Annotated in this window: 15 protein-coding genes; 9 read left to right on the forward strand and 6 right to left on the reverse strand. The window is 68.7% G+C overall.

Annotation, left to right across the window (positions count from 1 at the left end; translation table 11 throughout):
* Positions 1-2 precede the first annotated feature (2 nt).
* From P0084_RS12105 to P0084_RS12120, 4 genes are read left to right on the forward strand one after another with little or no spacing between them, the layout of a single operon-like run.
* Positions 3-1,235, forward strand: coding sequence for a glycosyltransferase (locus tag P0084_RS12105; protein WP_308917113.1), 1,233 nt, complete (start codon positions 3-5; stop codon positions 1,233-1,235).
* A 1-nt stretch (position 1,236) separates the two neighbouring features.
* A complete protein-coding gene (locus tag P0084_RS12110) occupies positions 1,237-2,367 on the forward strand; it encodes a glycosyltransferase family 2 protein (protein ID WP_308917114.1) in 1,131 nt (376 codons plus the stop codon).
* Complete coding sequence (locus P0084_RS12115; RefSeq protein WP_308917115.1) at positions 2,367-3,359, forward strand: glycosyltransferase; 993 nt, start codon at positions 2,367-2,369, stop codon at positions 3,357-3,359. Before P0084_RS12110 ends, P0084_RS12115 begins: the two co-directional genes overlap by 1 nt.
* Positions 3,356-4,261: a glycosyltransferase family 2 protein gene (locus P0084_RS12120; protein WP_308917116.1), complete on the forward strand. Its 906-nt coding sequence runs from the start codon at positions 3,356-3,358 to the stop codon at positions 4,259-4,261. The genes P0084_RS12115 and P0084_RS12120 overlap by 4 nt, the downstream gene beginning before the upstream one ends.
* Positions 4,262-4,264: 3 nt before the next feature.
* Here P0084_RS12120 and P0084_RS12125 read toward each other — a convergent pair whose 3' ends face one another.
* The 5 genes from P0084_RS12125 to P0084_RS12145 all read right to left on the reverse strand — a co-directional run bounded on the left by P0084_RS12125 (position 4,265) and on the right by P0084_RS12145 (position 9,854).
* Positions 4,265-5,104, reverse strand: a complete 840-nt coding sequence (locus P0084_RS12125; RefSeq protein ID WP_308917117.1) for a carbohydrate ABC transporter permease — start codon at positions 5,102-5,104, stop codon at positions 4,265-4,267.
* Complete coding sequence (locus P0084_RS12130) at positions 5,097-6,044, reverse strand: carbohydrate ABC transporter permease (protein ID WP_308917118.1); 948 nt, start codon at positions 6,042-6,044, stop codon at positions 5,097-5,099. Before P0084_RS12130 ends, P0084_RS12125 begins: the two co-directional genes overlap by 8 nt.
* Before the next feature lie 67 nt (positions 6,045-6,111).
* Positions 6,112-7,434 carry an ABC transporter substrate-binding protein gene (locus tag P0084_RS12135; RefSeq protein ID WP_308917119.1) on the reverse strand — a complete coding sequence of 441 codons (1,323 nt, stop codon included), beginning with the start codon at positions 7,432-7,434 and terminating at the stop codon, positions 6,112-6,114.
* A 48-nt stretch (positions 7,435-7,482) separates the two neighbouring features.
* Positions 7,483-8,583, reverse strand: coding sequence for an ABC transporter ATP-binding protein (locus P0084_RS12140; RefSeq protein WP_308917120.1), 1,101 nt, complete (start codon positions 8,581-8,583; stop codon positions 7,483-7,485).
* A complete protein-coding gene (locus P0084_RS12145) occupies positions 8,580-9,854 on the reverse strand; it encodes an FAD binding domain-containing protein (protein ID WP_374213647.1) in 1,275 nt (424 codons plus the stop codon). The genes P0084_RS12140 and P0084_RS12145 overlap by 4 nt, the downstream gene beginning before the upstream one ends.
* 109 nt (positions 9,855-9,963) lie before the next feature.
* Here P0084_RS12145 and P0084_RS12150 point away from each other — a divergent pair, with 109 nt between their 5' ends.
* The gene (locus P0084_RS12150; protein ID WP_308917169.1) at positions 9,964-10,935 is read left to right on the forward strand and encodes a LacI family DNA-binding transcriptional regulator; all 972 of its coding nucleotides are present in this window, start codon (positions 9,964-9,966) and stop codon (positions 10,933-10,935) included.
* 47 nt (positions 10,936-10,982) lie between these two features.
* Here the strand turns inward: P0084_RS12150 and P0084_RS12155 are convergent, their stop codons facing one another.
* Positions 10,983-11,579: a hypothetical protein gene (locus P0084_RS12155; RefSeq protein ID WP_308917122.1), complete on the reverse strand. Its 597-nt coding sequence runs from the start codon at positions 11,577-11,579 to the stop codon at positions 10,983-10,985.
* Positions 11,580-11,794: 215 nt separating this feature from the next.
* Between P0084_RS12155 and rpsT the strand changes: the two genes are divergently transcribed.
* The 4 genes from rpsT (at position 11,795) to dnaN (ending at position 15,316) form a co-directional block, all read left to right on the forward strand.
* Positions 11,795-12,067 carry a 30S ribosomal protein S20 gene (gene rpsT, locus P0084_RS12160; protein WP_308917123.1) on the forward strand — a complete coding sequence of 91 codons (273 nt, stop codon included), beginning with the start codon at positions 11,795-11,797 and terminating at the stop codon, positions 12,065-12,067.
* Positions 12,068-12,278: 211 nt separating this feature from the next.
* Positions 12,279-12,725 carry a rhodanese-like domain-containing protein gene (locus tag P0084_RS12165; RefSeq protein WP_308917124.1) on the forward strand — a complete coding sequence of 149 codons (447 nt, stop codon included), beginning with the start codon at positions 12,279-12,281 and terminating at the stop codon, positions 12,723-12,725.
* Between the two features lie 34 nt (positions 12,726-12,759).
* Positions 12,760-14,112: a chromosomal replication initiator protein DnaA gene (gene dnaA / locus P0084_RS12170; protein ID WP_308917125.1), complete on the forward strand. Its 1,353-nt coding sequence runs from the start codon at positions 12,760-12,762 to the stop codon at positions 14,110-14,112.
* Positions 14,113-14,179: 67 nt separating this feature from the next.
* Complete coding sequence (gene dnaN, locus P0084_RS12175; RefSeq protein ID WP_308917126.1) at positions 14,180-15,316, forward strand: DNA polymerase III subunit beta; 1,137 nt, start codon at positions 14,180-14,182, stop codon at positions 15,314-15,316.
* Positions 15,317-15,327 lie beyond the last annotated feature (11 nt).

Raw genomic sequence — 15,327 nt, forward strand, 5'->3', positions numbered from 1 at the left:
GCATGGAGCCTGACACGTGGCGCGTGGGCCTGCTGGTCGACGACTTTCCGAAGCTGTCGGAACGGTTCGTGGCACTTCTGGCATCCGCCCTGGTGGAGCGGGTCGACGACCTCCGCATCCTGACGACCGCGCCGCGGCCCGAGCCTCCGCCCCATCATGCCGTCGTCGCGCAGGCCGGTCTGCTGGACCGTGTGCACAACGCGCGGTGGTCCGGTCGGTTCGATCCCCGCCTCGCCTGGAAACTGGGACGGGGCACGGGGCGCGTCGGACTGCTGGGATTGGCGGCGATGGACGCGGCGCTGCCCCGCAAGCCCATGGCCGTCACGCGCATGATGGCCCGCCAACCGGCCTTCGACGTCTTCCATGCGCAGTTCGGATACATGGGCAAGAAGGCACTCCGCCACCGCCGCTACGGCACGCTTCGGACGCGGGCGCTGGTGACGCATTTCCGGGGGTCGGACATCACCCGACACGTGCGGGACCACGGACCCGACTACTACGCCGATCTCATGCGGGGCGGCGACGGCTTCATCGCGAACTGCGAGCACTTTCGCCAGATCGCCATCGGCCTGGGCTGCCCGCCGGAGCGCATCTCGGTCGTCGGCTCGCCCATCGACACGGACCAGTTCCAGCCGCCCCCCCACCGGGAGCCGTACCGCGACCGGCCCCTGCGCCTGGTGGCGGTCGGTCGGCTGGTGGGCAAGAAGGGCCTGCCTGACGCGGTCGACGCGATGGCGCGCCTGGACGGATTGGACGCGACCCTGGACATCTATGGCGAGGGGCCGTTGCGCGAGGATCTGGAACATCGGATCGCCACGCAGGGGTTGGGGGACCGGGTCGTGCTGCACGGGGCCGCGACGGGCGAGCAGGTGCTGCGCGCGCTTCACGGCGCCGATGCGAAGCTGGCGCCCTCGGTCACGGCGGAGGACGGCGACGCGGACGCGCCCGTGAACACGCTGAAGGAAGCGATGGCCACGGGCCTGCCGGTGATCGCCACACGCCATGGCGGCATTCCCGAACTGGTGGTACCCGGCCGGAACGGATACCTCGTCCCGGAACGCGACCCGTCCGCGCTGGCCGCCGCTATCCGCGAGCTGGCATCCTGCCCGGACGACTGGACCCGCATGGGCGAGGCAGGACGCGCCGACGTGATCGACGCCTATGCGATGACACGCGTGACCGAGAAGACCCTGGCCGTCTATGACGCGGCCATCCGCAGAGCCGAAGGAGGCTGACATGGACGACCAGACCCAAGCGACCTCGACCCCGGAGGCGACGACGCCCGCGGCGGAGCGCTGCACCGTGATCGTGACGCAGCGCGAACGCTTCGGCATGACGGCCGAATCCCTCGACAGCCTGTTCGAGCATACGCCGGGCGTGCGCCTGGTCTATGTGGACGGGAACAGCCCGGACCGATGGCGCACGTACCTGGCCGAACAAGCGGAGGCGCGGGGGTTCACCCTGGTCCGGACGGACCATTTCCTGACCCCGAACCAAGCCCGCAACATCGGCGTGCGCCATGCGGAGACGGAGTTCGTCGCCTTCTGCGACAACGACGTGATCTATTCGGACGGCTGGCTGGACCGCCTGATCGCGTGTGCGGACGAGGAGGGCGCGGACGTCGTCGCACCCCTGACCTGTCAAGGCCTCCCCGCGCATACGGAGATCCACCACGCGGGTGGCGACTATGCCGCGGGGGGGGACATGGCCGGGTTCTTCGCGGGGAACCCCGACCTCGGTCGGGCCTTCGACGAGGTGATGCACGGCCACGGCGACAAGGTCGCGGACTGGCAGGGCAAGCTGACCCGGCAGGAAACCGGGATGTCGGAGTTCCATTGCGCGCTGACCCGGCGCGACGTGTTCGATCGGATCGGCCCCTTGGACGAGGGGATGCTGTCCACCAAGGAGCATATCGACTTCTGCATGATGGTGAAGGCGGCCGGGGGATCGGTGTGGTTCGAGCCGTCCTCGGTGGTCACCTATGTCTTTCCGTGCCGCGCGCGGCCCATGTCGCCGGAGGACTGGCCTTTCTTCTCGCTTCGCTGGTCGAACGCCTATGGTCTGCGATCGCTCAATCACTTCATCGCCAAGTGGAACCTGTCGGTGCCGGACGGCTACGTCGCGCGCAAACGGCAGATCTACGTCCTGCGGCGCCTGCAGGGGATCCTGACGCCGATGATGTTCCGCGTGCCGGGCCTGCGCGCGAAGCCGTCCCTGGCCAAGCGGGCGGCACGTGTCACGATGTTCCCGGAACGCATCGTCAACCGCATCCTGGTGGAACGCCAGGACCGCCGGGCCCGCAAGGTCGGCGCGGCGCCGGTCATGGGACCGCCCCCGATGGCGTCCCGGGGCCACGCGGACGCGTGATGCGGGGGTACGGCGAAGCGGCTGCGGGCGGGCCGACCGTCAGCGTCGTGCTGCCCGCCTACGACGTGGAGCCGTTCGTGGCGGAGGCCGTGGATACGATCCACGCGCAGACCTGGCCCGACATCGAGTTGATCGCCGTCGACGACGGATCGCGCGACGGGACCGCGGGGGTCCTGGACGCGCTGGCCGACGGGTGGACGGAACCCGGACGGCGGATGACCGTCCTGCATCAGGCGAATGCCGGCGCGGGGGCCGCGCGGAACGCGGCGCTGGCGCGGACGACCGGGCCCTTCGTCGCCTTCGCGGACGCGGACGACCGATGGCATCCGGACCTGATCGCCCGGTCGGTCGCCCTGCTGTGGGACGACCCCTCGCTGGCCTATACCTTCCCGCTATGCCGCTACATCGACGCGGATGGCAACGTGACCGGATTGCGGCCGCCCGTGTCGCAAGACCGGTTCGCCGCCATCGACATCCTGGTGGCGAACCCGATCCACACCGGGACGGGCATCGTCGCACGACGATCGGCGGTGGACCGGGTCGACGGATTCGATCCCGACCTGACGTCGTGCATCGACATGGACTATTGGATCGCGCTGGCGGGCGAGGGCGAGGGCCGGGTCGGTTGCGTTGCCGACCATCTGGTCGACTATCGCAGGCGATCGGGGCAGATCACCGCGGACCTGTCCCGCATGCGCCGCGGCCACGATCAGCTCGTCGCGAAATGGGATCGATTGGGCCTGCGGCCCAGCCGGGCGCAGCGGCGGCTGATGCGGGCTCGCTTCGCCCTCTATTGGGCGACGGTGGCCTATCAGACGGGGGACCATCGCGCGGCCCGGCGTCACGTCCTGTCCGCCCTGGCCCACGACCCGCGCGCGATGGCGAAGGACCCGCTGTGGCGCGTCCGTCTGGCCGCCTGCGCCGCGACGCTGCTTCCGCCTCCGCTGCACGACGGCTTGCGGTCCTGGTTCAACGGCCGCGCCACGACGTGACCGAGCCACAGGCGACGATCGTCCTGCCCAGCTTCGGGCGGCCGGCGCATGTCCGCGACTGCCTCGCCGCGCTCGGGGCGCTTGATGGTGGCCCCTACCCCGTCGTGGTGGTGGACGATGGCAGCCCCGAACCCCTTGCGCCCGTCTGCGCGCCCTTCGGCGACGCGGTCCGCTGCATCCGACAGGACAATGCCGGTCCGGGCGTGGCCCGCAACCGGGGCGTGGCGGAAGCCCGGACCCGACTGGTCCTGTTCATCGACGACGATTGCCGCCCCGAGCCGGGCTGGGCCCGCGCGCTGATCGAAACACAGGCGGGCGACCCGGACGCGCTCGTCGGCGGGCTCGTCGTGAACGGGTTGGACCGCAACGTCTGGTCCGACGCGGCCCAGGCGATCCTGACCTACAGCTACGGCGCGTTCGGGGGCTTCGACGGGCGCTTGGCCTTCTTCACGACCAACAACCTGTGCGTGGACCGCGACCGGTTCCTGGACCTCGGGGGGTTCGATGCGTCCTATGCCTTCGCGTCGGAGGATCGGGACCTGTCGTTCCGGTGGAAGGCGGCGGGGGGCCACTTGCGACACGCGCCGGATGCGGTGGTGACCCATCTGCACGCCATGACCGGCGCGGGCTTCCTGCGGCAGCAATACGCCTATGGCCGCGGGGCGCGGCGGTTCCACGGGCGCGTGCGCGACAGCGGGACGGGATCGGTCGAGATGGGCGGCAAGGCGTTCTATGCCGGCCTCCTGCTGCACCCGCTCCGCCGTCCGACGCCACGCGCGGTCGTCCGTTCGGTCCTGATCGGGACGGCGCATGCGGCGATGCTGGCCGGCTACCTGCGCGAACGGCGGGCCGAGGGGTCGGGTGGACCGAGGCGGCCGACGGGTGACGGCCGCGACGCGTGACCGTCAGCCCTTCACCGCGCCGGCCGTCATGCCCGCGATGATCTGGCGGGCCGCGAAGAAGGTGAACAGGAGCGGCGGAATGACGATCAGTGTGCCCATCGCCATGATGCGTCCCCATTCGACCCCCGTGTCGGTGATGTAGCCCGCGGCCGCCACGGGCAGCGTGCGCGTGCGACGGCCCGTCAGCAGCAACGCCAGGATGAACTCGTTCCAGGCGATGCGGAACGTGAAGATGGCGGCGACGGCATAACCCGACTTCATCAGCGGCAGCAGGACGCGGAAGAAGACCTGCAGGGGCGACGCGCCGTCCACGATGGCGGCCTCCTCCAGCTCCACGGGGATCTGCTTGTAGAACCCGAAAAGCAGCCAGATCGCGAAGGGCAGGTTCAGTGCTGTGTAGAGGACGGTCAGCACCACCAGGTCGTTCTCCACCCCCGAGGCCAGGACGAAGGCGAAGGCCGGCACGGCCAGCACGGCGGGCGGCACCATGCGCACCAGCAGCGTCGAGTTCGCCATCAGCTGCCGCCCGCGGAAGCTGGTGCGCGCCAGGGCATAGGCGCAGAACCCCCCCAGCAGCAGCGTCATCGCCGTGGATGCGGTCGCCACGATGGCGGAGTTGGTCAGGTACCGATCGAACCGCCCCCGGTCGAGGATGTGGGCGTAATTGTCGAGCGTGGGCACGAAGAAGAACCACAACGGGGTGGAATCCTGGACCAGCACCTCGTTCTTGAACGACGTGGCGATCATCACCCAGATCGGCGCCAGCGCGAAGGCCGCCAGGATCAGAAGCGCCACGTAATGGCCCAGTTGGCGCAAGGCATCGTCCCGGACCCGGTCAGACATCGGAACGCTCCCGCATGGGGTTGGCCAGCAGCAGGATCGCCGCCGACATGCCGAACACGATCAGGATCAGCAGCACCGATATCGCGGAGGCATAGCCCAGTTGCTGCGTCTCGAACGCGCGGTTGTAGATGTGCAGCGACAGGAGCTCGGTCGACCGCCCCGGGCCGCCGCCCGTCATGATGAGCATGACCTCCAGCCCCCGGAACACGTCGATCAGGCGCATCAACAGCGCGATGACCAGGATCGAGCGGATCATCGGCAGCTTCACGAACAGGATCTGCTGCCACCACGTCGCGCCGTCGATCGTGGATGCCTCCACCACCTCCGACGGCAGGGCCTGCAGGCCGGCCAGCACGATGATGAAGATGAAGGGCGTCCACTGCCAGATGTCCACGAAGACGATGGCGAAGAAGGCCAGTTGCGGGTCGCCTAGCCAGATCTGCGGCTCGATCCCGAACCAGGCGCCAGCGTAGTAGTTGATCCAGCCGACACGCGCGTCGAACAGGTACCGCCAGATCAGCCCCACCACGACAGGCGACACCATCAGGGGCAAGATGAAGATGGTGCGAAAGACCGATGCGCCGCGGATCGGCTTCTCCAGCAACAGCGCCAGGGCGATGCCCAGCGTCATCTCGATGGTGATGGTCCAGAAGCCGAACCGGATCGTGACCCAGAGCACCTCCCAGACCTGGTGGTCGACCAGCATGCGTCCGAAGTTGGTCAGCCCGACGAAGGGCGCGTCCTCCAACTCCAAGCCGATCTGCCAGTCGTAGAAGGACAGGTAGAACGCCATCACGACCGGATAGAGGAGCCCCGCAGCCATCACGACCAGCGCGGGTCCGATGAACGCATAGGGCGTCAGGAACCCCGCTTCGAACCGCGGACGCGGCGTCGGCGCGGGCAACGGGCGCGTCAGCGGATCGGTCGTGCCGTCGGTCATGGGGGTTCCGTTCGCGGAGGGCGCGGGATGGGGGGCCCCGTGACGGCGCCCCCCGGCGGCAGACCGATCAGTCGGCGGACTGCCAGACGTAGTAGCCCTCGCGCTCCATGATCGCGCGGGCCTTCTCGTTGGCGGCGTCCATGATGGGCTGGATCGGACCATCGGTCGTGATGACCTCCGTCAGGGCCTGGCCCAGGACGTCGATGTTCAGCTCGTTCCATTCGGGGATCAGCGGGCGCCAGTCGGGATCCGCGCAGGGCAGCTGCTCCAGCACCACGGGGTACTCGTCGAAACCTTCGGTGTTGGCCTCCAATGTGGACATGCGGATCGGATCGCCCCCCAGTTCGACCATACGCTGATCGCCGGCCTTGTCCGTCATGTACTGGATGAACAGGAACGCGGCCTCCGGGTTGGGCGCGTTGGCGGGGATGCCCAGCGCGAACCCTCCGGTCTCGGCCCCGCAGCGCGACCCTTCGGGATGCAGCGCATAGCCCACGTTGCCGTCGATCTGCGACAGGTCCGGGTCCCGCGACATCGCCGCGATCTTCAGCGTGTCCAGGTGCATCGCCGCCTCGCCCTGCAGGAACGCCGCCGCCGCCTCGCCGAAGCCGAAGGTGGGGATGCCGGTGGGGCCGGTCTGCACGACCTCGCGCAGGACCTCCGCCGCTTCCACGGCCTCCGGCGAGTTGATGACGGGGTTCCACTGGTCGTCGAAGATCTTTCCGCCCAGGGGGGCCAGATGCATCAGCCAGGCCGCCGTGACCTGGTGGCCGGTCGAGCCGCGCGACGTCATCGCGGGGACGCCGGCCGCGTCCAGATCCTGCATCACCTGGCGCAAGGCGTCGTAGGTCTGGGGCACCTCGACGCCCTGCTCCTCGAAAATGTCCGTGCGATAGGCCAGGATCGACGTCTCCGCGCCGAACGGGATGCCGTAGAGCGCGCCGGACACGCCGGGCAGGTATCCCTTGTCGCCACCGACCACGCCGCCGTTCTGCAGGTACGCATCGGCGATGTCGTCGATGTCGTAGTCGGGATCGACCAGTTGCGGGCGGGCGAAGAACTGCGACAGGGGCGTCAGCAGCCCCTTGGAGGCGTATTCCCCCTTCCACATCACCACCCACGACACGACGTCGTACTCGCCCTCGCGCTTGGACATCTCCAGCAATTGGCGGTCGCGCAGGGACAGGTACTGTAGCGCGTCGATCTCGACGTCGATACCCGTCTCCTCCATGAACTCCTCCACCAGCGTTTCTGCCTTCTGGAAGTGGCTGAGCGCGGGCCAGGACACGACGATCGTCTGTCCTTCGTACGGCGCGTACGGATTCGCGAAGGCCGCCGTCGCGGCTAGGATCGCCGTCGTGGCGAGGGGCGTGGTCCTTGTCGTGCACATGCTGTCGTCCTCCCTAGATCGTGGCATGGTCGTGTCGTTCCGCGCGGATCACCCCGCACGGGTCAGGCTGTCCCCCGTCCTGCGGTCGAAGAGGTACAGTCGCTGCGTGTCGAAATGGTACGTGCCGGCGGTCAGGCGGTCGGCCTCGGGGCCCACCTCCACCGCGGCGGTGATGTCATGGGAGCCCATGCGCGCCGCCAGGTACTGGCTTGACCCGATGTATTCGGCGACCTTGACGTCCAGGTGGACCGGCGCGTCGTCCTGGCCGCGCGGCGTGGCGGCGAAGTGCTCCGGCCGCAGGCCCAAGGTCACGCCGCGCGACGCGGCCCGGCGCGCGGCCGCCTTCAGACGGTCCGGCAAGGGCAGCGCGAAGCCGTCCCCGCGCGCGACGACGCGCCCGCCCTCCTCCGACAGGTCGGCGGGCACCAGGGTCATCGCGGGCGACCCGATGAAGGTGGCCACGAACGTGTTGACCGGATCGTTGTAGACCGCCTTCGGGGTGCCGACCTGCTGGATCCGCCCGCCGTCCATGATGACGATGCGGTCGGCCATGGTCATCGCCTCGATCTGATCGTGCGTGACGTAAATCATGGTCCGGTCCAGCCGCTGGTGCAGCAACGCCAGTTCGGTGCGCATCGACGCGCGCAGCTTGGCGTCCAGGTTCGACAGCGGTTCGTCGAACAGGAACACGTAGGCGTCGCGCACGATGGACCGGCCCATGGCGACCCGCTGGCGCTGGCCGCCCGACAGGTCCTTGGGCTTGCGGTCCAGATAGGGTGTCAGCTCCAACATGTCGGCGGCGCGGTGGACGCGGTCCTGGACCTCCGCCTTCGGGGTGCCAGCCAGGCGCAGCGCGAAGGACATGTTCTCGGCCACGTTCATGTGCGGGTAGAGCGCGTAGGACTGGAACACCATCGCGATGTCTCGTTCCTTGGGCCGGGTCCATGTGACGTCCCGCCCGGCGATGGCGATCTGGCCGGAAGACACCTTCTCCAACCCCGCGATCATGCGCAGGGTGGTCGACTTGCCGCAGCCCGACGGACCGACGAGCACCACGAACTCGCCCTCGGCGATGTCGAGGCTGAGATCCGGGATCACCTCCACCGAGCCATAGCTCTTGCGGATATGCGCCAGTTGCACGCCGCTCATTGCGCGGCCTGCGCTGGGCGGGCGAGCGAGGGATCGAAGTAGCTGAATTCCGGCGCGATGCGCAGAGCGTCGTCGAACCAGGCCCGCGCCTCCGCCTCACCCGCGGTCGCCAAGTCGATCGTGTCGTAGAGGAACGCGCGCTCCATCTGATGGCCCATCTCCAGCATCGCGTCGGCCAGGACCATCTGTCGGTCGGACCAGCCGTCCAACGCGGCATCCAGGTCGGATGGCCCGTCGCCCGACAACGCCCGGCCAAGCCCGGTCGCATTCTCGTATCCCTTGAACAGGCCCGCCCCCGTCAAGGGCGGCACCATCGCGCCGGCATCGCCCAGGAGGCACATCCGCCCCTTGCGATAGGCGGGGGGCCGCGCGGTGTAGATCAACTGGATCTGGTTGTCCCGCGACGCGGCGGCCATGTCCGCGAAATAGGTCGGCAGCGCGCGGCGCATCCGGTCCTTGAGGGCGGCATCCTGTTCGGGACGCATGTGCCCGGCCGGGATCGTGCCGGTCCGCGCCCGTCCCGCGGCGTCGATCATGAAGTCGTCCAGTTCCGCCTCCGGCAGGTCCAAATAGACCGCCCAGTTCACCAGCCGCCGCCCGGGATGCAGGCTGCCGTCGCGATCGTGGATCACGTAGGAGATGAAGCTGCCGCGCCCGTCGCGCAGCGAGATGCGGGGATGCTGCTCCAGGATCGGGTCGGTGCCGATGTCGGCTTCGCTGACGACGCCCCGCCAGACCAGATAGTCGCGATAGACGAGCGCCGTCTGCGGGAACATCGCTCGTCGCCCCTGCGAGGCATAGCCGTCCGCGAAGCAGACCAGATCGGCCCGGGCCCGCGTGCCGTCCTCGAAGGACAGCATCACGCTATCGCCCGTATCCTCCGCCCGGTCCAGGGCCATCCCATTGTGATAGGCATCGTCAGGCACGCGTTTGCGGATGTTCTCCCACAGCCCGGACCAATGCAGGCAGTGCATGGCCAGCGGCAGGCGGAGAGGGCATCGGCCATAGCGGTCGTCCGGTCCCACGGCCTTCGACAGAAGGATCTCGGTATAGGGGGCGGACGGGAAGTCACGGTCGATCAGACCTTGGCCCTTCAACCCGTCGAGCACGGCGCGCGACGTCGTGACGCCGCCGCCCCGGCCGACCAGCCCCGCGCGCGAACGCTCGTACACGGTGACGTCGTGCCCGGCCCGGCGCAGAGATACCGCCGCCATGCACCCTGCCAGGGAGCCGCCAACGATCGCGATGTCCAGCCTGCGTGACGGGTTCATGGCCACGACGCTAGACCCGCGGTCCGCGCCAGATCTACTGTTAGATTGTCGGCCGCTAACAATTGGGTGAACGATCCTGACCAAGTCCAGGCGGAACACGTTGCGCGACGTGGCGGAGGCGGCGGGCGTCTCCGAGATGACCGTCAGCCGCGTGCTCAGCGGCAAGGGCGTCGTGTCCGCACGGACGCGGGACCGCGTAATGGCGGTCGTCGCGAGGACGGGATACGTGCGCAACCGGTTGGCCGGCTCTCTGGGGCGATCGCGGTCCGATCAGGTGGCGGTCGTGATCCCGTCCCTGGGGAACGCCATCTTCGACGAGGTCGTGGACGGCATCGGGGTCGAGTTGAGCCGCAAGGACTACAACCCCGTCCTGGGCATCTCGGACTACGACGAGCGGCGCGAGGAATCGCTCTTGCAATCCATGCTATCGTGGCGGCCGGCAGGCGTGATCCTTCCGGCCATCGGCCATACCGCACGGGTCGAGGCGATGCTGCGCAACGCGGACGTGCCGATCGTCGAGATCATGAACACGGGACGCCGCCGAGCCGGGATTGCCGTGGGGATCGATCAGCATGGCGCCGGACGCGCGTCGGCCCGCCATCTGATCGACCGCGGCAGGACGCGCATCGCCTGGATCGGGTGGGACCCGCGCGACCTGTCGGCGGCGGCGCGCCTCGATGGGGCGCGCGCAGTGGCGGCCGAGCGTGACGTCGTGCTCGTCGAGCCACGGGCGCCGTCCGCCGGCGCCGTCACGCTTCTGGACGGACGGCGCGACTTGGCCGCCCTGCTGGCGGCGGACCCGGCGATCGACGCGGCGATCTTTGCGAACGATACCGCCGCGGCGGGCGGCATGATGCATTGCCTGGCGGAAGGCGTCGACGTGCCGGGCCGCGTCGCCCTCATGGGATACGGCGACACGGTCGGCGGCCGCGTCCTCCCCCGCAGGTTGACCACGATCAGCCCGCCCCGCCGCGCGATCGGACGCATTGCGGCCCGCTGCATCTTGGATACGATGAGGGGCGTCGCGGTGGGGCCGGTGATCGACGTTGGATTCGAGTTGGTCACGGGGGAAACCAGTTGAGCGACGGGTGCCCTCCCCGCCGATCGGTACCTACCGTTCCAGGCCGGTCAGACGCCGATGCGGCGCTTCAGTTCCGCCACCAGGGCATCGGGATCGTACAGCATCGGGATCGGTTCCGGGTCGCCCCCGCGATCCAGCAGAAGCGTCGGGAACGCCCGGATCCCCCGTGCCCGCCCTTCCGCGAAGGCCGCATCCTGCGCGGCCGGGTCGTGCAGATCGGGCAGCGTCACGTCCGGCGCGTGTCGGTCCAGCAGCGGCGCGTAGGCGTCGGGATCGTTGGGATCCATTCCATCGACGTAATGTGCTTCCGTGACCGCATGGGCGAAGGGCAGGACCGCGCCGGGCCGGACCCGCCGCACGGCATCCACCGCCACCGCGGGCGGGCCGGACGCGGCGACGGCATCGGGATGCCTCATCCAAGCGTAGAACGCCGGCGATGGGGCCCGGCCCGTCACCGCGCGCAGCCGCTCGGCGGCGCCCCGGACATAGCCTTCCATCGCGGCGGCCGGAGCGACGCGTGGTCCCGTGACCAGTCCCGCCATTACCAGACGGACGGGCATCACCCCCGCGGCGGCGCGAATCGCGGGTGCGGCGCCGAAGCACCACCCGCAGATCGGGTCGTAGCCATAGATCAAGGTCGTCATGGATTGGCCCCACCTTCCCGACCCCTCGATGCCGTGAGTGTGACGGTGCGTCCACCCCATGTTGACCTGTCTGCCACCCTGTCCTAGACGGCGGCCGATCATGCGCGTGAGGCCCGCTTCGGCCGGAACGACCGGTTCGTGAACCCGGTGTCGGCCCGCCCGCGCGCTTTGGCGATTCTCTGCCCATACGGGCACCGGCACGAAGGAACCGACCCATGGCCAACTCCCCCCAGGCGAAGAAACGCGCACGCCAGAACGCGGACCGCTTCACCGTCAATCGCGCCCGCCGCTCGCGCATCCGCACCTATCTGCGCAAGGTCGAGGAGGCGATCGCCGCCGGCGATCAGGACGCGGCCCAGGCTGCCCTGCGGGAGGCTCAGCCTCACCTGATGAAGGGCGTTACGAAGGGCATCGTCCACAAGAACACGGCGGCTCGGAAGATGTCTCGGCTGTCCAGCCGGGTGAAGGGCCTCGGCGCCGGGGCCTGAACGGGAGTCCGGCGCGAAAGCAACAGACGACCAAGCGGCGGCGCGTCCTTTCGGGCGCGCCGCTTTCCATTTGATGCGCCACCGTTTTCTGCGGGTGCGACAGATTCGTGTCACTGCATTTGCGAGTCAACAACGAAGAGTCGTTGAAGCCCCCGCGGCCGGGACGATATCCCCATCCACAGCGAGTCAGATCGCACTTATGGGGACGTTCATGAGCACGAACGACGGACCCGACGTCGACGAGGTGGGGCCTCTCGACGCCTGGGACATCTTGTCGAAAGACGACGGCGTCGTGCTCGTGGATGTCAGGTCCGCCGCGGAATGGGATTTCGTCGGTGGCCCCGATCTGTCGGAGCTCGGTCGGGACGCTGTTCGCGTCCAATGGAAGACCTGGCCCGGCATGTCCCCGAACCCGGCTTTCGCCGGTGAGGTGCTGGACGCGATGCAGGGTCTGCCAACCCGCATCCTGTTCCTGTGCCGATCCGGCGTACGGTCGCTGCATGCCGCGCGAGCGGTCGCCGAACACTCCACTGCCATGGGGTCGCCGGTCAGGTGCACGAACGTCGCCGAAGGGTTCGAGGGCGATCTGGATGTGCTGCGTCACCGTGGGGGCCACAATGGTTGGAAGGCCCGGGGTCTGGCTTGGCACCAGTCCTGACCATGCAGAGCAGATAAGGATATGGGGGCCGCCAGTGACCATCGAGACGTGGGACGCCGTTAAGGGCGAGATCGAGAAATCCGTGGGCGCGAACAACTTCGCGGCCTGGATCAAGCCGCTGGAGTTCCAGTCCTGCGACGACCGCACGCTGGCGTTGAACTCGCCGACCGACTTCATCGGACGCTGGGTCGTGCAGCACTTCGCCGACGTGATCCTGCGGCATGCGGGCGAGGCCGGCGTCGACGCGACGCGTCTGATCTGCTCCGCGCAGATGCCCGGCACCAAGCCCCGCATCCTGACGGGCGATACCGACCTGTCGCCCGCTCAGAAGGCCCGCGCAAAGCCACGCCCGGTAGATGGCCTGGACCCCCGTTTCACCTTCGAGACGTTCGTGGTCGGCAAGTCGAACGAGCTGGCCCACGCCGCCGCGAAGCGCGTGGCCACCGGGGCGGCCGTCACGTTCAACCCGCTGTTCCTGCATGGGGGCGTCGGCCTGGGCAAAACGCACCTGATGCAGGCCATCGCCTGGGAGCTGCGCCAGCGCCGCCCCGATTGCAGCGTCCTGTTCCTGTCGGCCGAGCAGTTCATGTACCGCTTCGTGCAGGCCCTGCGCGACCACAACACGATGTCCTTCAAGGCCATGTTCCGGTCCGTCGACGTCCTGCTGGTCGACGACATGCAGTTCATCGCAGGCAAGGATTCCACGCAGGAGGAGTTCTTCCACACATACAACGCCCTGGTGGACAACGGAAAGCAGGTGGTCCTGTCCGCCGACCGCAGCCCGGCCGAGATCTCGGACGTGTCCGAACGCATCACCTCGCGGTTGCAATCCAGCCTCGTGATCGACCTGCACCCCGCCGACTACGAGCTGAGGCTCGGGATCATGCAGCACCGCTATGCGCAGTACCGTGACATGCAGCCCGACTTCGTTCTGGCCGAAGGCGTGCTGGAGTTCCTCGCCGCCCGCGTGTCGCAGTCGATCCGCGTCCTCGAAGGTGCGATTACGCGGCTGTTCCACTATTGGGAGCTGATCCGCCGGCCCATCCACACGGAACAGGTGGGCGAGGTCCTGACCGATCTCCTGCGCGCGTCGGGGCGCAAGCTGACGATCGACGAGATCATGAAGAAGACCTGCGAGCACTACAACCTGCGGATGTCGGACATGACCTCCGCCCGTCGCACGCGGTCCGTCGCCCGCCCCCGCCAGATGGCCATGTATCTCGCCAAGAAGCTGACCCCGCGATCCTATCCCGAGATCGGGCGCAAGTTCGGCGGCAAGGACCACACCACCGTCCTCTATGCCGTGCGCAAGATCGAGGAGTTGATGCGCACCGACAGCCAGTTGGCCGAGGATGCCCAACTGCTCCAGCGCAAGCTGGAAGGCTAAGGGAACAAGGCTTGCGCGGACCGTCGGGTCGGCTATCCTGCCGGTCCGCAACGGCCCCGGGGGACCCATGAAGTTCAGCATCGAGCGCGCCGCGCTCCTCAAGGCGGTCTCGCAGGCCCAGTCGGTGGTCGAACGCCGGAACACGATCCCGATCCTGGCCAACATCCTGCTGGATGCCGAAGGGGACACGATCCGGTTCCGCGCGACGGACCTGGACATCGAGGTGATCGACCGCGCCCCCGCGAAGGTCGACCGCGCGGGCGGCGCGACCGTCAGCGCGCAGCTGTTCCACGAGATCGTGCGCAAGCTGCCCGACGGCGCCCTCGTCGCCGTCGAGGAGGACGGTGCCAAGGGGCGCGTCAGCATCGCGGCCGGGCGGTCGCGGTTCGAGCTGGCGACGCTGCCCAAGGACGACTTCCCCGCCATGGCGTCCGAGGACTTCGCGGCCACCTTCACCTGTCCCGCACCCACCCTGCGCCGGCTGTTCGACAAGTCGCGCTTCGCCATCTCGACGGAGGAGACGCGTTACTATTTGAACGGTGTCTACCTGCACGTGGCCGAATCGGACGACGGGCGCGTCCTGCGCGCCGTGGCGACCGACGGGCACCGCCTGGCCCGCGTCGACGCCGCCCTGCCCGAGGGGGCGGAGGAACTGCCCGGCGTCATCGTGCCCCGCAAGGCGGTCGTCGAGATCCGCAAGCTGCTCGACGACGACGAGGCGGACATCACCGTGTCCGTGTCGGAAACGAAGATCCGCTTCGCCACCGAGTCCGCAGAGGCAGGAACCGGCATCACCCTGACGTCGAAGGTGATCGACGGGACCTTCCCGGACTACGCCCGCGTGATCCCCGCCGCCAACCCCCGCAAGCTGGAAGTCGACGCGGCCGAGTTCGCCCGCGCGGTGGACCGGGTCGCCACCGTGTCCTCCGAACGCTCCCGCGCGGTGAAGCTGTCGCTGGACGAGGACCGTCTCGTGCTGTCGGTGAACGCCCCCGATTCCGGTGCCGCGGAGGAGGAGCTGGCCGTCGCCTACGCCGACGAGAAGCTGGAGATCGGGTTCAACGCCAAGTACCTGCAGGAGATCGCGCAGCAGGTCGACCGCGAGAACGCGGTCTTCATGTTCAACAACGCGGGCGACCCCACCCTCATGCGCGAGGGCGACGACCCGACCGCGATCTACGTCGTGATGCCGATGCGCGTCTGACGGCGAGGCTG

It is taken from the genome of Jannaschia maritima (assembly GCF_030973515.1).
Lineage (GTDB): Bacteria > Pseudomonadota > Alphaproteobacteria > Rhodobacterales > Rhodobacteraceae > Jannaschia > Jannaschia maritima.